Annotated in this window: 16 protein-coding genes, 2 tRNA genes and 1 other RNA gene; 13 read left to right on the forward strand and 6 right to left on the reverse strand. The window is 74.4% G+C overall.

The genetic code is table 11. The annotated features are described in order from the left end of the window. Window positions 1-11 precede the first annotated feature (11 nt). The 5 genes from GGQ55_RS11135 (at window position 12) to GGQ55_RS11155 (ending at window position 2,383) form a co-directional block, all read left to right on the forward strand. Window positions 12-674 carry an O-methyltransferase gene (locus tag GGQ55_RS11135; RefSeq protein WP_179716690.1) on the forward strand — a complete coding sequence of 221 codons (663 nt, stop codon included), beginning with the start codon at window positions 12-14 and terminating at the stop codon, window positions 672-674. Next, a complete protein-coding gene (locus GGQ55_RS11140; RefSeq protein WP_179716692.1) occupies window positions 671-1,168 on the forward strand; it encodes a tRNA adenosine deaminase-associated protein in 498 nt (165 codons plus the stop codon). The genes GGQ55_RS11135 and GGQ55_RS11140 overlap by 4 nt, the downstream gene beginning before the upstream one ends. Further along, window positions 1,165-1,821: an HAD family hydrolase gene (locus GGQ55_RS11145; protein ID WP_179716694.1), complete on the forward strand. Its 657-nt coding sequence runs from the start codon at window positions 1,165-1,167 to the stop codon at window positions 1,819-1,821. Before GGQ55_RS11140 ends, GGQ55_RS11145 begins: the two co-directional genes overlap by 4 nt. Then, window positions 1,818-2,285 carry a nucleoside deaminase gene (locus GGQ55_RS11150; RefSeq protein ID WP_179716696.1) on the forward strand — a complete coding sequence of 156 codons (468 nt, stop codon included), beginning with the start codon at window positions 1,818-1,820 and terminating at the stop codon, window positions 2,283-2,285. Before GGQ55_RS11145 ends, GGQ55_RS11150 begins: the two co-directional genes overlap by 4 nt. A gap of 10 nt (window positions 2,286-2,295) precedes the next feature. Continuing rightward, a tRNA-Ser gene (locus GGQ55_RS11155) sits at window positions 2,296-2,383 on the forward strand. A gap of 52 nt (window positions 2,384-2,435) precedes the next feature. Here the strand turns inward: GGQ55_RS11155 and GGQ55_RS11160 are convergent. Genes GGQ55_RS11160 through GGQ55_RS11170 form a run of 3 tightly spaced genes read right to left on the reverse strand, consistent with a single transcriptional unit; the run spans window position 2,436 to window position 4,524 of the window. After that, on the reverse strand, window positions 2,436-2,585 hold the full coding sequence (locus GGQ55_RS11160; RefSeq protein WP_179716697.1) for a hypothetical protein: 150 nt from the start codon (window positions 2,583-2,585) through the stop codon (window positions 2,436-2,438). Window positions 2,586-2,628: 43 nt separating this feature from the next. Continuing rightward, the gene (locus GGQ55_RS11165) at window positions 2,629-4,164 is read right to left on the reverse strand and encodes a serine/threonine-protein kinase (protein WP_218859252.1); all 1,536 of its coding nucleotides are present in this window, start codon (window positions 4,162-4,164) and stop codon (window positions 2,629-2,631) included. 12 nt (window positions 4,165-4,176) lie between these two features. Beyond that, entirely contained in the window at window positions 4,177-4,524 is a 348-nt protein-coding gene (locus GGQ55_RS11170; RefSeq protein WP_179716699.1) for a hypothetical protein, read from the reverse strand. A 127-nt stretch (window positions 4,525-4,651) separates the two neighbouring features. Here GGQ55_RS11170 and GGQ55_RS11175 point away from each other — a divergent pair. Beyond that, window positions 4,652-4,737, forward strand: a tRNA-Ser gene (locus GGQ55_RS11175). A gap of 45 nt (window positions 4,738-4,782) precedes the next feature. Here the strand turns inward: GGQ55_RS11175 and GGQ55_RS11180 are convergent. Further along, a complete protein-coding gene (locus GGQ55_RS11180) occupies window positions 4,783-5,709 on the reverse strand; it encodes a DMT family transporter (RefSeq protein ID WP_179716702.1) in 927 nt (308 codons plus the stop codon). Window positions 5,710-5,925: 216 nt separating this feature from the next. Between GGQ55_RS11180 and ffs the strand changes: the two genes are divergently transcribed. Together ffs and GGQ55_RS11190 are read left to right on the forward strand one after the other, a co-directional pair. Next, window positions 5,926-6,021, forward strand: an RNA gene (gene ffs / locus GGQ55_RS11185) — signal recognition particle sRNA small type. Window positions 6,022-6,070: 49 nt separating this feature from the next. Next, a complete protein-coding gene (locus tag GGQ55_RS11190) occupies window positions 6,071-8,179 on the forward strand; it encodes a DNA polymerase III subunit gamma and tau (RefSeq protein ID WP_366489055.1) in 2,109 nt (702 codons plus the stop codon). Here the strand turns inward: GGQ55_RS11190 and GGQ55_RS11195 are convergent. Next, window positions 8,176-8,997: an N-acetylmuramoyl-L-alanine amidase gene (locus GGQ55_RS11195; protein ID WP_179716704.1), complete on the reverse strand. Its 822-nt coding sequence runs from the start codon at window positions 8,995-8,997 to the stop codon at window positions 8,176-8,178. The genes GGQ55_RS11190 and GGQ55_RS11195 overlap by 4 nt on opposite strands. Window positions 8,998-9,070: 73 nt before the next feature. Here GGQ55_RS11195 and GGQ55_RS11200 point away from each other — a divergent pair, with 73 nt between their 5' ends. The 4 genes from GGQ55_RS11200 to GGQ55_RS11215 all read left to right on the forward strand — a co-directional run bounded on the left by GGQ55_RS11200 (window position 9,071) and on the right by GGQ55_RS11215 (window position 14,181). Further along, a complete protein-coding gene (locus GGQ55_RS11200; protein ID WP_366489057.1) occupies window positions 9,071-9,388 on the forward strand; it encodes a YbaB/EbfC family nucleoid-associated protein in 318 nt (105 codons plus the stop codon). Window positions 9,389-9,417: 29 nt separating this feature from the next. Beyond that, entirely contained in the window at window positions 9,418-10,017 is a 600-nt protein-coding gene (gene recR / locus GGQ55_RS11205) for a recombination mediator RecR (RefSeq protein WP_179716708.1), read from the forward strand. A gap of 58 nt (window positions 10,018-10,075) precedes the next feature. After that, complete coding sequence (locus tag GGQ55_RS11210; RefSeq protein ID WP_179716710.1) at window positions 10,076-12,013, forward strand: TPM domain-containing protein; 1,938 nt, start codon at window positions 10,076-10,078, stop codon at window positions 12,011-12,013. Window positions 12,014-12,099: 86 nt separating this feature from the next. Beyond that, complete coding sequence (locus GGQ55_RS11215) at window positions 12,100-14,181, forward strand: TPM domain-containing protein (RefSeq protein WP_366489060.1); 2,082 nt, start codon at window positions 12,100-12,102, stop codon at window positions 14,179-14,181. Between the two features lie 75 nt (window positions 14,182-14,256). Here the strand turns inward: GGQ55_RS11215 and GGQ55_RS11220 are convergent, their stop codons facing one another. Next, the gene (locus tag GGQ55_RS11220) at window positions 14,257-14,697 is read right to left on the reverse strand and encodes a PPOX class F420-dependent oxidoreductase (protein WP_179716712.1); all 441 of its coding nucleotides are present in this window, start codon (window positions 14,695-14,697) and stop codon (window positions 14,257-14,259) included. A 218-nt stretch (window positions 14,698-14,915) separates the two neighbouring features. Here GGQ55_RS11220 and GGQ55_RS11225 point away from each other — a divergent pair, with 218 nt between their 5' ends. Then, window positions 14,916-16,568: an ABC transporter substrate-binding protein gene (locus GGQ55_RS11225; RefSeq protein WP_179716714.1), complete on the forward strand. Its 1,653-nt coding sequence runs from the start codon at window positions 14,916-14,918 to the stop codon at window positions 16,566-16,568. Window positions 16,569-16,618 lie beyond the last annotated feature (50 nt).

The raw sequence follows: 16,618 nt of genomic DNA on the forward strand, positions 1-16,618 counted from the left end.
GATCGGACCTTATGACCCCGCGGTCGTTCCTCCTGACCGAGCAACTCGGCGACTACGTCCGCGCGTCGTCCGAGCCCCCGGACGACGTGGTCCGCGACCTGCTGGCCGAGACCGCCGAGCTGGGCGAGCGGGGCGAGGCGCCGCCGACGTTCCAGATCCCGCCGGAGCAGGGCGCGCTCATGCAGCTGCTCACCCGGGCGCTCGGCGTGCGGCGGGCGGTGGAGATCGGCACGTTCACCGGGTTCTCCGCCCTCTGCGTGGCCCGCGGCCTGCCCGCCGACGGCTCGCTGATCTGCCTGGACACCAGCGCGGAGTGGACGGCGATCGCCCGCCGGTACTGGGAGCGCGCCGGCGTGGCCGACCGGATCGAGGTCCGCCTGGGCGACGCGCACGAGACGGTGCGGGCGCTGCCGGCCGAGCCGGTGCTCGACCTCGCGTTCGTCGACGCCGACAAGGCCGGTTACGCCGACTACGTCGACCAGCTGCACCCGCGGCTGCGCACCGACGGGCTCGTGCTGCTGGACAACACGCTGCGCAGCGGCAAGGTCCTCGACCCCCAGGACGACGACGCCCGTGCCGTGGCCGAGCTGAACGCCGCGCTGGCGGCCGACCCGCGGTGGGAGACCGTGCTGCTGCCGGTGTCCGACGGCCTGACGTTCCTGAGGAAGAGATGAGCGACGCTCCTGAACTGCGCCCCAGCTTCGCCGTGCGGGTCAGCCGGCCCGATGCCCGCTGGCAGGTCGAGCTGCTCGCCTCCGACGCCGCCGACGAGCTCCCGGCGCTCGAGCACGCCCTCGGCGAGCCCGGGACCGAGTGGCCGGGGCCGTTCGTGGTGGTGGTCGACTCGCGGCTGTACTTCGTCGTCCTGCGGCACGGTCCCGGTGGGATGGTGCGGGCGCTGATCTCCGACGCGACGATGCAGGAGTGGCTGCTCGCCGCCGAGGTGGTCGAGCGCTACGGCATCGCCGTCGACACCGACGGTGCGTTCGACGACGACGAGTCCGGCTGGCCCGGGGGAGACCTGGACGTGTTCGCCGACGACGGCCTGCCCGCCGACCAGCTGCGGCCGATCGTGACCGCCGACGACCTGTGGGCCGACGAGATGGTCGCCCGGATCGCCGCGCGCCTGGGCTTCGCCGACGAGCTGCACGCGGTGGTGGCACCGTGAGCGCGCTGGTCGGCGCGGTGGTCTTCGACCTCGGCGGGGTGATCACCGAGAGCCCGATGCACGCCTTCACCGCCTACGAGCGGGAGGCCGGGCTGCCGGACGGGCTGATCCGGCAGCTGAACAGCACCGACCCCGACACCAACGCCTGGGCCCGCTACGAGCGCAACGAGCTCGACGTCGCCGGCTTCTCCGCCGCGTTCGAGGCCGAGGCGCTGGCCGCCGGCCACCGGGTGGAGGCCGCGCGGGTGCTCGAGGGGCTGCGCGGCGAGCTGCGCCCCGAGATGGTCACCGCCGTCCACCGGCTCAAGGACGCCGGCCTGCCGCTCGGCCTGCTGTCGAACAACGTCGCGCCGATGGAGCGCACCGGCGAGCTGGGCGCGCTGCTGGGCCTCTTCGACACGATCGTCGAGTCGTCGGTCGAGGGCGTGCGCAAGCCCGAACCGGCCATCTACGAACTCGCGTTGACCCGCCTCGCGGAGGCGGTGGGACGCGACCTGCTCGCCGAGGACGTCGCCTACCTCGACGACCTCGGGATCAACCTCAAGCCGGCCCGCGCGCTGGGGTTCCGCACGATCAAGGTCGTCGAGCCGGCCGAGGCGCTCGCCGAGCTCTCCGAGCTGGTCGGCTTCCCGCTGGACGGCCACCCCGGATGACCGCCGATGCGATCGACGCCGCCATGGGCCGGGCGCTGGAGCTCGCCGCGGCCGCGCAGGAGTGGGGCGACACGCCGATCGGTGCGGTCGTCCTCGGGCCCGACGGGAGCGTCCTGGCGGAGGCCGCGAACGAGCGGGAGAAGCGCGGCGACCCGACCGCGCACGCCGAGATCCTGGCCCTCCGCGCGGCCGCACACGTGCACGGCGACGGCTGGCGGCTGACCGGCGCGACGCTCGTCGTCACCCTCGAGCCCTGCACCATGTGCGCAGGTGCGAGCGTCCTCGCGCGAGTCGACCGGGTGGTCTACGGCGCCGACGACCCGAAGGCCGGCGCGGTCGGCTCGCTGTGGGACGTCGTCCGCGACCGCCGGCTCAACCACCGGCCCGAGGTGACCGCCGGCGTGCGCGCCGAGGAGTCCGCCACGCTGCTACGCGCGTTCTTCCGGTCGAAGCGGGGCCTGTAGTCTCTCCTGCGGTGGCGTGTCCGAGCGGCCGAAGGAGCACGCCTCGAAAGCGTGTGAGGTGAAAGCCTCCGTGGGTTCAAATCCCACCGCCACCGCCAGCCGAGAGCGCCGGCGCCCGACCGGGTGCCGGCGCTCTCGCGTGTCCGGGGCTCACATCCGGCGGCGGGGCCGGAGCGTGGCCGCCGTCAGGTGCCAGCCGGTGCACAGCGGGCAGGCGTACGCGCGCCACGACGGCCAGCCGGCGGCCAGCGCCGCGGCCTCGTCGCAGAAGCGCCGCTTGCCGGTCCCGCAGCTGTTCACGGGTGAACGCTAGCCAGGGGGTACGACTGTTTCCGGCGGTTCTTCAGACCGCGACGTCGCTGTCCATGAGCAGTTGTCCGTCGTCCCCGACGACCAGCGTGAACTGGTGCTGCTCGGTCTGCCGCGAGCCGTCCTGACCGCGGAACTCCAACTGGCCGGTGGCGGTGAGCGAGCCGTCCTCGGCGTGCACGTCGCTGAGCTTGACGTCCTTGAACCGCGACCAGAACGCGACGTAGTTCTGCTCGCTGATGCTGTTGCGCAGCGTCGGCCCGGTCCGCTGCCACGCGGCCTCCGGATCGCGGACGACCAGCGCGTGGTAGTCGCGCAGGAACTTCTCCACGTCCTTGGCCTTGACGTCGCCGGCCGCCGGCGGCGCGGAGCTGGTGGTCGGCGGCGGTTCGCTCGTGGTCGTCGGCGCCTGGGACTCGGTGGTCGGTGCGGAGGACGAGGACGACGTGCTGGCCGCCGAGGACGACGTCGTCCCCTGGCTCGCCGACGCCCCGCCGTCCCCCCGGGTGCCCAGCCAGATGCCGCCGACCAGCAGCACGAGCGCGACCAGCGCGCCGATCAGGATCCACAGCCCGCCCCTGCGGCGCCGCTCGGCCGGCGGTGGGGGAGGTGGCGCGGCGGCGGGCTGCGGCGTGGTCGAGGGCACCGGCGGCAGGGTCTGCGTCCGCTGCGGCCCGGACGAGCGCAGGTCGGTGCGCGCCATGAGGACGGTGGTGGTGTCGCCGTCCCGGGCGACGAGCGAGGCGAGCTCGTCGCGGACCTCCAGCATCGACGGCCGGGCGGCGGGGTCGGCGGCGAGCATCGCCAGCAGCGGCCTGGTCAGGGCGCCGCACCGCTGCGGTGGGTCGATCTGCCCGCTCGCCACCTTGTGCAGCTGCTGCAGCGAGTTGCCCTGCATGCCGAACGGCGGCGCGCCCTCGAGGCAGGTGTAGAGCGTCGCGGCGAGGGAGAAGACGTCGCTGGCCGGTGTGGGCTCGTGACCCTGCGCGACCTCCGGTGACAGGAAGGCCGGCGTCCCGGTGATCTGCCCGGTCTGGGTGAGCGTGACGTCGCCGCTGGCGTGCGAGATGCCGAAGTCGGTGATCTTCACCAGGCCCTCGACCCGCGGCCCCTCGCCGATGAGGACGTTGGCCGGCTTCACGTCGCGGTGCACGATCCCGGCGGCGTGCGTGGCGGCCAGCGCGTCGGCCACCTGCGCGCCGATCTGGGCCACCTGGTCGACCCGGAGCAGCCCGTCCTCGGCGAGCACCGCCGCCAGGCTCCGCGAGGGCAGGTACTCCATGACCAGCCACGGCTGGCCGGCCTCGACCGCGACGTCGTAGACCGAGATCGCGTGCGGGTGCGTCAGCCGCGCGGCGATCCGGCCCTCGCGCAGCGCCCGCTGCCGCTGCTGCTCGGCCTCGTGCGGGTCGGCGTTCGCCGGCGGCAGCACCTGCTTGACCGCGACGTCCCGGCCGAGGAGTTCGTCACGGGCGACCCAGACCGTGCCCATCCCGCCGCCGCCGATCTGCGAGAGCAGCCGGTAGCGGTCGGCGACGAGCCGGCCGGAGCTGGAGGGAGGCGACGTCACACAGGCCCGCCGTCAGACGGCGGACGGGATCCCGAAGCGCCGCGCGTACTCCTCCTGGGCGCCGGCGGGCAGGGCGTCGTAGAGCGTCCCGAGCTCCTGGAGGGCCTCGGGGGAGAGGTCGTCGAAGAGCCGCTGCCAGGTCGGGGGCTCGTCGTAGCCGCGGGTCAGCAGCAGTTCCCACGCCTGGGCCTGGCGGTCGCGCTTGCTCCGCTCGGCCACCACCTCCGACAGGTACCGGTCCTTGGCCGCGTCCTTCTCCTCGCGCGTGGCATCGGCCGGCAGCTCCGCCGGATCGGCGCCCTTGAGGACGGCGAAGATGGTGTCGACGACCTCGGGTCTGACCTGCTGCGGATCAGTCATGGACTCCTGCCTCCCGTTCGCCCGGCTGGCCCGGTGACCTTTCCCCGTCGGCCGACACTCAACCACCCGCAGCAAGACCCCGGGGTCGTGCACCGGTTCGCGTCGGCCGACCGGTAACCTGTCCGGCGGAGGATTCGCCTAGTGGCCTATGGCGCTCGCTTGGAAAGCGGGTTGGGTTAACAGCCCTCAGGGGTTCAAATCCCCTATCCTCCGCCGCCCGACAGGCCCCCGACGTCCGCGCCGGGGGCCTGTCGCGTGTCAGACGGCGGACTCCAGCTCCGGCGCCCGCCCCAGCTCCCGGACGTAGAGCCCGGCGACGGCGGCCAGCATGAGCAGGCCGCCGACCACCGCGGCCGGGGCCAGCCGCTCGCCGAGGAACACCGTCGCCAGCACCGTCCCGGTCAGGGGCTCGAGCAGGGTGACGATCGATGCGACCGCTCCCGGCAGCGTCCGCACGCCGGTGAAGAACAGGGTGTAGGCGAGCGCGCTGGGCACCAGACCGAGGTAGAGCAGGACGGCGATCGCCACCGGGTCGGCCGGGACGTGGAGCCCGACGGCCAGGACGACCGGCGTGAGCAGCACGGCCCCGCCGGCGAACCCGGCCAGGGTCACCGGCACGCCGGCCGGCACGCTGCCCGAGGCGATCGTGACGACGGCGTAGCCGAGCGCCGAGCCCGCGGCGAGCAGCGCGCCGAGCAGCACCGCCGTCCCGGTGTCGAGACCCGCCGAGACCCCGACCAGCAGGGTCAGGCCGAGGAGGGCGACGACGAGCGCGACCACCGTCGTCCGGCTGGGCCGGCCGTGCCCGAGCAGTGCCGCGCCGACCGCGATGAGCAGCGGCGCCAGGCCGAGCGCGACCAGGGTGGCGATGCTCACCCCGGCGCGGGCCACCGCGCTGAAGTAGGCGAGCTGGTAGGCGGCCAGGCCGGCGCCGATGAGCACCAGCCGGACGGCGACCGGGCGGGTGACCCGGGTGCGGGTGGTGCGCCGGCGGGCGGTCAGCGCCCAGCCGGCCAGCAGGACCACCGCGCCGACGGCGAGGCGGTACCAGGCGATGTCGAGCGGGGACAGATCGGTGCGGTCGGCGACGATCCGGCCGCTGATGCCCGAGGTCCCCCAGCACAGGGCGGCGAGGACGACGAGGGCGAACCCGCGGCGTGACGCGGGTGACGAGACGGTGTGCATGACGCTCCTGACAGGGCGCGAGATCCGGGAGAGGGACTCGGTCCGGAGCGCGCAGCAGGAGGCCCGGGCCGTCGTGGCCCGGGCCGGGAGGCATCAGCCCCGCGGCGCTCCGGTCAGGAGCGCGGAGGGGGCAGGACGAGCGCGCGTCGGTGCGTCACGGGAGGCAGCGTAGCGGGGCGCACGGCCGGGGTCCGCCGACTTTCCTCTACAGTGGTCGCAGACCCCTCGTGTGGCGTCACCCTGTGAACCTCCCCAGGGCCGGAAGGCAGCAAGGATAAGCGGGCTCTGGCGGGTGCGCGGGGGGTCCCTTGTTTTCCCCGACCTCCACGGACTCGTCGTGGGCAGCACGTAACCTCGGCGCGTGGCTCTGGCGCTCTACCGCAAGTACCGCCCGGCGACCTTCGCCGAGGTGGTCGGGCAGGAGCACGTCACCACGCCGCTGGTCAACGCCGTCGACTCCGGCCGGATCAACCACGCCTACCTCTTCAGCGGTCCCCGCGGCTGCGGGAAGACGTCGTCCGCCCGGATCCTGGCCCGCTCGCTGAACTGCGAGCAGGGGCCGACCTCGACCCCGTGCGGCGTCTGCACCTCGTGCGTCTCGCTGGCGCCCGACGGCCCCGGCTCGATCGACGTCATCGAGATCGACGCGGCCAGCCACGGCGGTGTCGACGACGCCCGCGACCTGCGCGAACGCGCCTTCTTCGCGCCGGTCAACAGCCGCTACAAGGTCTACATCGTCGACGAGGCGCACATGGTCACCACGCAGGGCTTCAACGCCCTGCTCAAGGTGGTCGAGGAGCCGCCGGAGTTCCTCGTGTTCGTCTTCGCGACGACCGAGCCGGACAAGGTGCTGCCGACGATCCGCTCGCGCACGCACCACTACCCGTTCCGGCTGGTGCCGCCGACGACGCTGCGCGGGCTGCTGGAGAAGACCTGCGCGGCCGAGGGCGTGCAGGTCGAGCCGACCGTGTTCCCGCTCGTCGTGCGCGCAGGTGGCGGCTCGGTGCGCGACTCGCTGTCGATCCTCGACCAGCTGCTCGCCGGCGCCGGTGAGGAAGGCGTCACCTACCGGACGGCGGTCGGGCTGCTCGGCGTGACCGACGACGCGCTGCTCGACGAGACGATCGACGCCCTGGCCGCGCACGACGCGCCCGCCGTCTTCCGCGCCGTCGACCGGGTGGTCGAGGCCGGGCACGACCCGCGGCGGTTCGCCACCGACCTGCTCGACCGGCTGCGCGACCTGATCGTGCTCGACGCCGTCCCCGACGCCGGCGGCAACGGGCTGCTCGACGTGCCGCCGGACCGGCTGGACCTCATGAGTTCCCAGGCCCAGGCCCTGGGCCCGGCGACGCTGTCGCGGATGGCCGACACGGTGCACGAGGGCCTCACCGAGATGCGGGGGACGACGGCGCCGCGGCTGCTGCTCGAGCTGGTCTGCGCCCGCATGCTGCTGCCGGCCACCGACGGCTCGGCCGCCGCGACCCTGCAGCGCCTGGAGCGCCTCGAGCGGCGGCTGTCGATCGCCGGCGAGCACGCCCTCCTGCCCGAGGCGCCGGTGGCCGCGACCCCGGCCCCGGCTCCGGCTGCCGCGCCCGCCGCCGCGCCCGCTGCTGCGCCCCCCGCGCAGGAGGCTCCCGCCGGAGGGCCGAAACGCGAGTTCGTCCGCAGGTCCCAGCAGGCCGCCGCGCCGCAGGCGCCCGCCCGGCCCACCCCGGCCACGCCCGCGCCGGCCGAGGACGACTGGCCCGAGCCCGCCCGACCCGGCGCGGCCGCGCCGGCGCCGTCCGCGCCGAAGGTCGCCACCGGCGAGCCGGACATCCCGCTGCCGCCCGAGCCCACCGACGACGAGGACTGGCCGAGCCCGGCCCGGCCGGCCGCGCCGGCTCGTCCGGCCACCCCCGCTCCTGCCGCGGCTCCGGCGCCGGCGGCGGAGTCCGCGCCCGCGCCGCGGGGCGCCGAGCCCACGCCCGTCGTCTCGGCGAGCGCCGCCCAGCCCGCGAGCGGCGGCGACCTGACCACCAGCGACGTCCGCCGGGTCTGGCCCGAGCTGCTCGCGGTGGTCAAGCGGCACAAGCGCACGACCGAGGCGCTGCTGAAGAACGCCCAGGTGCACGAGCTGCGCAACGGCGTGCTCGTGCTGTCGACGAACTCACCGGCGCTGGCGCGCCGGATAGGCGACGACCTGAACAAGGACGTCCTGCGCGAGGCGCTCAACGAGCTGCTCGGCGTGCGGTGGAAGGTCGAGGCGGTCGTCGAGGGCGCCGGCGCGCCGGCCGGGGCGAAGGTCTCGCCCGAGGTCGCCCGCGAGGCCGCGCGGGCCGCGGAGGAGCGCGAGGAGCGGGAGCTGGTCGCCCAGCACGCCGCCGAGGCGGCCGGCGAGCCGGTCGACGAGAGCCCCGTGGTCGACCCCGAGCAGGCCGCGCTGGCGCTGCTGCGCTCCCAGCTCGGCGCCCGCCCGGTCGACGGCTAGCGGCCGAGGAAGGCGAGCACGCCCGCGGCGAGCTGCTGGGCGACGGCCTGCCGGCCGTCCGGGCTGGTCATCCAGGCCGCGTCGGTGGCGTTGCGCATGTTGCCGCACTCCACGTAGACCGCGGGCACCGTGGAGAGGTTGAGCCCGGCGAGGTCCGCGCGGCGGTCCAGCCCGTCGGTGCCGATGTAGTCGCTGACCGGCTCGACGGCGCTCAGCGCGTCGCGCAGGTCGACGGCCAGGCCGTTGCTCGCCGCGGCGACGGCCGCCCCGGCCGGGTCCAGCGACGAGGTGATCACGTGGAAGCCGCGCCGGCCCGCCGCCGCGCCGTCCCCGTGGATGCCGACGAACGCGGCCGCGCCCACCTGGCCGCCGAGCGCACCGCGCGCGTCCACGCACGGGCCGACCCCGGCGTCGTCGGTCCGCGAGAGCACCACCTGCACGCCGGCGGCGGTCAGCAGGTCGCGGGTGCGCAGCGCAACGTCCCAGGTGAACGCGTGCTCGGGGTAACCCGCGTCGGTCGCCGTCCCGGTGGTGTTGCACGGCTTGGTGCCGCCCGCGCCGTCCGGCACCGGTGCGTTGATCTGCGCCGGGTGGGCGGCGTTGCCGCCGTTGTGCCCCGGGTCCAGGACGACGACCGGCGGGGGAGCGGCCGTCGTCGCCGTCGTGGTCGTGGTCGCGGTCGTTGGGGACGGCGTCGTCGTGGAGGCCGGCACGGTGGTGGACGGCGTCGGGCTGCTGCTCGACGAGGCGACCGGCGCGGCGGGCGAGGAGCAGGCTGCGACCAGCGCGAGGGGCAGCAGGATCCACGCCCGTCGCATGCGACCAGCGTGTCACGCCGATGTCGGTGTCCCGGCCTACGCTCGGTGCATGTTTCCAGGAGGCCAGCCCGACATGGCTCAGTTGCTCCAGCAGGCCCAGCAGATGCAGCAGCAGCTGATGGCAGCCCAGGAGCAGCTCGCCGAGACCGAGGTCACCGGCTCGGCCGGGGGCAACCTGGTCACCGCGACCATGACCGGCACCGGTGAGCTGACCGCGCTCACCATCGCGCCCGCTGCCGTCGACCCCGACGACGTCGAGACCCTGCAGGACCTCGTCGTCGCCGCCGTCCGCGACGCCAAGCGCGCCGCCGACGAGCTCGCCGCGCAGTCGATGGGCCCGCTGGCCGGCGGCCTCGGCGGCGGTGGCGGCCTGGGTCTGCCGGGCTTCTAGACCTCTCGAGACCCCGCGAAGGAATCACCGTGTACGAGGGTGCCGTCCAGGACCTCATCGACGAGCTCGGCCGGCTGCCGGGCGTCGGTCCCAAGAGCGCCCAGCGCATCGCCTTCCACCTGCTCGCCGCCGAGAGCGCCGACGTCGGCCGGCTGGTCGCGGCGCTGCAGCGCGTGCAGGCCGAGGTGCGCTTCTGCGTGACCTGCTACAACGTCGCCGAGGGCGAGCAGTGCCGGATCTGCAAGGACCCGCGCCGCACCGACGACGTCATCTGCGTGGTCGAGGAGCCCAAGGACGTCGTCGCGATCGAGCGCACCCGCGAGTTCCGCGGCAAGTACCACGTGCTCGGCGGGGCGATCAGCCCGATCGAGGGCGTCGGCCCCGACGACCTGCGGGTCAAGGAGCTCATGACCCGGCTCATGGACGGCACGGTCACCGAGCTGATCATCGCCACCGACCCCAACCTGGAGGGCGAGGCGACCGCCGCCTACCTCGCGCGGCTGGTCTCGCCGATGGGGCTGGCCGTCTCGCGGCTGGCCAGCGGGCTGCCGGTGGGCGGTGACCTCGAGTACGCCGACGAGGTCACGCTCGGCCGCGCCTTCGAGGGCCGGCGCCGCATCGACGCCTGAGCGGAGGGGATCCGAGCGCGTCACCGGCACGGCTCCACTCCAGATAGGGTCCCCGTCCGTGCGCAGGCTGCTCGTCGTCCTCGGCCTGCTCGCGGGGCTGGTGCTCCCGGCCGCTGTCCCTGCCCTCGCCGATGCCCCGTTCCGGCTCGACGACCAGGTCACCGACCGGGCCGGCGTGCTCTCGGCCGGCGACCGCGCCGACGTGGACGGCGCCCTGCAGGAGCTGCGCGACGCCGACGGCACCCAGCTGTGGGTGGTGTTCGTCGACTCCTTCGACGGCCAGAGCGGCGACGACTGGGCGGCGCAGACGGCAGAGGCCTCGCAGCTCGGTGCCGGCGACGTCCTGTTCGCGGTCGCGGTGGGCGACCGCGCCTACGGCTACTCGGTGGACGCCGACTTCCGCGTGTCCGACGCCGACCTCGACGACCTCCTCGTCTCCGACGTCGAACCGAAGCTGTCCGACGGCGACTGGGCCGGCGCCGTCGTCGCCTTCGCCGACGGGCTGGAACCCACCTCGATCTGGCCGGCCGTGCTCGTCGTCGTCGGCGTCGTGCTGGTCATCGCCGGGCTGGTCTGGCTGAACCGCGTCCGCAAGCGGCGGCGGACCGAGCAGGAGCGGATCCGCAGGGAGGACCCGTTCCCCGGCGAACCGACCGAATCGGTCCAGGGCCGGGCCGCCGAGGCGCTGCTGCAGGTGGACGAGGCGTTGCGCAGCTCCTCGGTCGACCTCGACTTCGCGAAGGCCCAGTACGGGGAGGCGGAGGTGGCCGACGCCGCGGCATCGTATGCGGCCGCCAAGGGTGAGATGGAGCAGGCGTTCGCCGTCCGCCAGCAGCTGGACGACGAGCACCCCGAGGACGACCTGGCGACCCGGAAGCTGCTCGCCCGGATCCTCGCCCTCGCCGACTCGGCCGACACCGAGCTGGACGCCCAGGCCGCGGCGTTCGCCCAGCTGCGCGACCTGGAGAAGAACGCGCCGCAGTTGCTCGACGGGCTGGCCGCGGGCATCACCGCGCTGGCCGACCGGCTGCCGCAGGAGGAGGCCGCGCTCGCCCGGCTGCGCGAGCGCTGGGCCCCGACCGCGCTCGTCCCCGAGGACGACAACGACGCCGAGGCGCGCTCCCGGCTCGACGCCGCCCGGGAGGCCGTGGCGGCGGGGCGGGCGGAGATCGCGGCCGGCCGGGCGGGGATGGCCGCCCCGGCCGTCCGGACGGCGGAGGCAGCGCTGGCCCAGGCCACCACCCTGCTCGACGCCATCGGCCGGCGCGCCGGCGAGCTGGAGGACGCCGCGGCGAAGCTCCCGGCCGCCCGCGCCGACGCCGAGCGGGACCTCGCGGAGGCGCGCACCCTGGCCGCGTCGGGCGCCGACCGGACCGGCCTGGCCGAGCAGGTGTCCCGCGCCGAGCAGGCCCTCGCCGAGGTGGACGCCCTGGCCGGCGCCGTCCCGCCCGACCCGTTGACCGCGCTGGAGAAGCTCACCGCGGCCGACACCGCGCTCGACGAGGCGCTGGGCCGGGCCAAGGACGAGCAGGCGAAGCAGGCCGCCGCGCGGGCCCGGCTGGACCGGACGCTGTCCGGCGCGCGGGTCCGGGTCGCCGGTGCGCAGGACCTCGTCGCCACGCGCAGCGGCCGGGTCGGTGTGGGGGCGCGCACCGCGCTCTCCGAGGCGCAGCGCTGGCTCGCCCAGGCGGAGGCCGCCGCGGCCGTCGACGCCGTGGCCGCGGTGGCGGCCGCCGAGCGTGCGACGGCGCAGGCCCAGTCCGCGCAGAGCCAGGCGAACGCCGACCTCGCCCCGCCGGTGGCCGTGGGTGGAGGCTATGGCGGTTCCGGTGGCTGGGCGTGGGGCGGTGGAGGGTTCGGCGGCTCCGGGGGTGGTTACCGCTCCTCCCGTCGATCCACGTACCGGTCGTCGTCCCGCTCGTCGGGGAGCCGGCGGTCCGGGGGCGGCAGCCGGCGTTCCGGGGGCGGCCGGCGCGGCGGCGGCGGTCGGTTCTGACGCGGGAACCCGTGGGGCCCCTCGCGCGTGTGTCGAGTCCGGGACGTCCCGAGCGGGGCGGCCCTTGCACCAGGAGGTCTGGAACCGTGCGCCGTCGGCTGACGATCCTCATCGGCGTCCTCGCCGCCGCCCTCGTCGTGGGGGCGGGCCCGGCGATGGCCGCGGCACCGTTCGCGCTCAGCGACCGCATCACCGACCAGTCGAACGTGCTGTCAAGCGGCGACCGGTCCGACGTCCAGGACGCCATCGACGGCCTGCAGTCCGACACCGGCACCCAGCTGTTCGTCGTCTACGTCGACAGCTTCGACGGCACGGCCGGGCACACCTGGGCGCAGGAGACCTTCCAGGCCTCGAACCTGAGCGGCGACCAGGTGGTCCTCGCGGTCGCGACCGGCGACGGGAAGGGCGGCTTCTTCGCCGGCAGGACGGCGGCGCAGGACGAGCTCAGCAAGGTGTCCGGCGATCTGGGCTCCGCGGTCGACAGCCAGGACTGGGTCGGCGTCGTCACCACCGCGACCGACGCGCTGGGCGGCGGGTCGTCGTCCTCGTCGGGTGGCGGCGGGGGCTCGAACTCCGGGCTGGTCACGCTCGGCGTCGTCCTGGCCCTCGTGCTGGTGGCCGGCGGCGGCTACATGTTCTTCCGCGCCCGGCGCAACCGGCGCAAGGAACTCCCGCAGGGCCAGCAGCCGGCGCAGGTCGGCCCGCCGGACCCGCACGCCGGCACCCCCACCGAGGTGCTCAACGGCCGGGCCAGCGAGGCGCTGCTCGACCTCGACGAGCGGGTGCGCACCGCCCAGGTCAACGTCGACTTCGCCCGCACGCACTTCGGCGCCGACGCCGTCCCCGGCGGCGACCAGGCGCTCGAGCAGACCCGCGGCGAGCTGGCGCGGGCGTTCACGATCCGCCAGGAGCTCGACGACGAGATCCCCGAGGACGAGCCGACCCGACGCCGCATGCTGACCGAGCTGCTGGCGCTGACCGACTCCGCCGGCAAGCGGCTGGCCGAGCAGGGCGCCGCCCTCGATGCGCTGCGCACCCAGGAGGCCAACGCGCCGCAGGCCATCGAGGAGCTGGGCGGGCGGATCACGCAGCTGCAGGGCCGGCTGCCCGAGCAGGAGCGGAAGCTGGCCGACCTCGGCGCCCGGTACGCCGCGTCCGCGCTCTCCCCGGTGGCGGTCAACGTGCAGGAGGCGGGGGTGCGGTTGACCGCGGCCGGCCAGCTGCTCGACCAGGCACGCGCGGCGATGCAGAGCGGCGACACGGGACAGGCGGTCGGGCGGCTGCGCCCGGCCGAGGACGCCGTCACGCAGAGCGCCACGCTGCTCGACGCGGTCGACCGGCTGGCCGGCGACCTCGCCGCGGCCGAGCAGAAGCTGGCCGCCGCGCGTGCCGAGACCGAGGCCGACCTGGCCGAGGCCCGCGCGATGATGCAGAACGGCGACCCGAACGGCCTGCAGCCGCACGTCGCCCGCGCCGAGGCCGAGCTGGCCTCGGCCCAGAACGCCCTGCGGCCCACCGACGGCGGGCTGCCCGACCCGCTGGCGGCGCTGCGCCGGCTGGAGGACGCCGACAACGCCCTCGAGCAGGCCCTGGTCCCGGCCCGGGACGCGCAGACCCAGGCCCGGCGGGCCCGCGAGGCGCTCGAGCAGGCGCTGCTCACCGCGAGCTCTTCGGTCGCGGCGGCCGGCGACTTCATCAGCACCCGCCGCGGCGCGGTGGGTCCCGAGGCGCGGACCCGGCTGGCCGAGGCCGAGCGGCACCTCGACGCCGCGCACCGGCAGCCGTCGTCGGACCCGGTGTCGGCGCTGCGCGAGGCGCAGCACGCCGACCAGCTCGCGCAGTACGCCCTCGACGTCGCCCAGGACGACGTCTCGCGGTGGTCGCAGCGCACCGGTTACGGCTGGGGCGGCGGCTACGGCGGCGGGTACGGCCAGCCCGGCTACGGCGGTGGCTGGGGTGGCGGCGGCTATCGCCGCGGCGGCGGCAGCGGGCTCGGCTGGGGTCTGGGCGGTCTGGTGCTCGGCGGCCTGCTCTTCGGCGACCACGACGGCGGCGGCGGTGGTGACTGGGGCGCCGGTGGTGGCGGCGACTGGGGTGGCGGTGGCGACTTCGGCGGTGGCGGCGACTTCGGTGGCGGTGGCGACTTCGGTGGCGGTGGCGACTTCTAGAAGGACCCCACTGCTCCCCACCGCTCGCACGCTCGCGGCGGGCCCCTGCAGCGGGGCCGCCTCACCGGACTCGACCTAGTCCGGGACCTGCCCGTAGGCGTGCTCCGGGCGGATTCGGACGACGAGCCGGCGGTCGGCGACCATCGCGCGCCGGTAGTCGTCCCAGTCCGGGTGCTCGCCGGCGGTGCCGCGGTAGTAGGCGATCAGCTCGTCGACGGTCGCGTCGTGGGGGTCCTCGGCGACCGGCGTGAGCTCGGCGGTGCCTTCGACGACCACCCAGGTCCAGAAGTCGGCGCTGGTCACGTGGAGCGAGACGCGCGGATCGCGGCGCAGGTTGCGGGTCTTCGCCCGGTCGTCGGTCACCGAGACGCGGATCAGGCCGGTGTCGTCGGTGGCGTCCCACGCGTAGCCGACGTTCGACAGCTGCGGTCGCCCGTCGCGCTTGATCGTCGTGAGCACACCCCGGCGGTTGCCGGCGACGAAGGCGAGCAGGCGCTGATCGGACACGGCGGTCATGCCGACAGCCTGCTCGCACCCGGCCACGTCCCGCTCGGCGGGCTCCCGGAGCGCGAAGGCGTCCCGTCGGGACCGGTCACGACCGCATAACAGCAGCGTCTCAAGCCTGATGTCCGGGAAATGCTGTGTGCTAGGCATGGATCTCCATCACCCACGGGCGGCCGCGGTGGGAGCGCTTCGTGCGCCCGCGGCCCGCTCCCATGAAGACGAGGTTGCGGATGAGATCCGTTTCGAACGGCGGCCGCCGTGCGCTGGCCGCCGGCGCGGGCATCGCGATGACTGCGCTGGCCCTGACCGCCTGTGGCGGCGGCAGCGGCAGCGGGGGCTCCGGCGGCAGCAGCGGGGGCTCGCTCACCATCGGCACGACCGACGTCATCGTCACCCTCGACCCCGCGGGTTCGTACGACAACGGGTCGTTCACGGTGATGAACCAGGTCTACCCGTTCCTGATGAACACCGCTCCGGGCAGCCCCGACGTGCAGCCCGACATCGCCGAGAGCGCCGACTTCTCCGCTCCGACCGACTACACGGTCAAGCTCAAGAGCGGTCTGAAGTTCGCCAACGGCCACGACCTGACGTCCTCGGACGTCAAGTTCAGCTTCGACCGGATCCTGAAGATCAACGACGAGAACGGCCCGGCGTCCCTGCTCGGCAACCTCGCCAGCGTCGACGCCCCGGACGACACGACCGTCGTCTTCCACCTCAAGACGGCGAACGACCAGACCTTCGCCCAGGTCCTGTCGACCAACGCCGGCCCGATCGTCGACGAAGAGGTGTTCGACCCGAATGCCCTGACGCCGGACGAGGACATCGTCAAGGGCAAGGCCTTCGCCGGCCCGTACACGATCACCAGCTACAAGAAGAACGACCTGGTCTCCTACGAGGCCAACCCCGACTACCAGGGGCTGCTCGGCAAGCCGAAGACCGACAAGGTCAACGTCAAGTACTACTCGGACGCCTCGAACCTCAAGCTCGACGTCCAGCAGGGCAACATCGACGTCGCCTTCCGCAGCCTGACCGCGACCGACATCGCCGACCTGAAGAACGACGACAAGGTCAAGGTCGTGACCGGTCCGGGCGGGGAGATCCGCTACATCGTGTTCAACTTCGACACGATGCCGTACGGCGCCAAGACGCCCGAGGCCGATCCGGCCAAGGCGCTGGCCGTCCGCCAGGCGGTGGCCGACCTGATCGACCGCAAGGAGATCGCCGACCAGGTCTACAAGGGCACCTACACGCCGCTGTACTCCTTCGTCGCCTCCGGTCTGACGGGCGCGAACGATGCCCTGAAGAGCCTGTACGGCGACGGCCAGGGCGGTCCGGACGCGGACAAGGCCGCCCAGCGGCTGCAGGCCGCCGGCGTGCAGACCCCGGTCCCGCTCAGCCTGCAGTTCACGACGGACCACTACGGCCCGTCGTCCGGTGACGAGTACGCGCTCATCAAGAGCCAGCTCGAGTCGACCGGCCTGTTCCAGGTGAACCTGCAGTCCACCGAGTGGACGCAGTACTCGAAGGACCGCACTGCCGACGTCTACCCGGCTTACCAGCTCGGCTGGTTCCCGGACTTCTCCGACGCCGACAACTACCTGACGCCGTTCTTCCTCAACACGGAGACGACGCAGTCCTTCCTCGCCAACCACTACGACAACCCGGCGATCGACCAGCTGATCCAGCAGGAGCAGACGACCGGTGACCCGACCCAGCGGGCGGCGATCATCGGTCAGATCCAGGACGCCGAGGCGCAGGACCTCTCGACCGTCCCGTTCCTCCAGGGCAGCCAGGTCGCCGTGGTCGGCAAGGACGTCACCGGCGCCGACACCACGCTCGACCCGTCGTTCAAGTTCCGCTACGGCGTCCTCGCCAAGGGCTGAACCGGACCGACGAACACCTGACCGGGGCCCCGGACGGCTCGCACTGTCGC

This window comes from Petropleomorpha daqingensis, assembly GCF_013408985.1.
GTDB lineage: Bacteria > Actinomycetota > Actinomycetes > Mycobacteriales > Geodermatophilaceae > Petropleomorpha > Petropleomorpha daqingensis.

Coding starts and splice junctions, on each gene's coding strand:
- GGQ55_RS11135 (WP_179716690.1), top strand. CDS start 12: ATGACCCCGCGGTCGTTCCTCCTGACCGAGCAACTCGGCGACTACGTC.
- GGQ55_RS11140 (WP_179716692.1), top strand. CDS start 671: ATGAGCGACGCTCCTGAACTGCGCCCCAGCTTCGCCGTGCGGGTCAGC.
- GGQ55_RS11150 (WP_179716696.1), top strand. CDS start 1,818: ATGACCGCCGATGCGATCGACGCCGCCATGGGCCGGGCGCTGGAGCTC.
- GGQ55_RS11170 (WP_179716699.1), bottom strand. CDS start 4,524: ATGACTGATCCGCAGCAGGTCAGACCCGAGGTCGTCGACACCATCTTC.
- GGQ55_RS11180 (WP_179716702.1), bottom strand. CDS start 5,709: ATGCACACCGTCTCGTCACCCGCGTCACGCCGCGGGTTCGCCCTCGTC.
- GGQ55_RS11195 (WP_179716704.1), bottom strand. CDS start 8,997: ATGCGACGGGCGTGGATCCTGCTGCCCCTCGCGCTGGTCGCAGCCTGC.
- GGQ55_RS11200 (WP_366489057.1), top strand. CDS start 9,071: ATGGCTCAGTTGCTCCAGCAGGCCCAGCAGATGCAGCAGCAGCTGATG.
- GGQ55_RS11220 (WP_179716712.1), bottom strand. CDS start 14,697: ATGACCGCCGTGTCCGATCAGCGCCTGCTCGCCTTCGTCGCCGGCAAC.
- GGQ55_RS11225 (WP_179716714.1), top strand. CDS start 14,916: ATGAGATCCGTTTCGAACGGCGGCCGCCGTGCGCTGGCCGCCGGCGCG.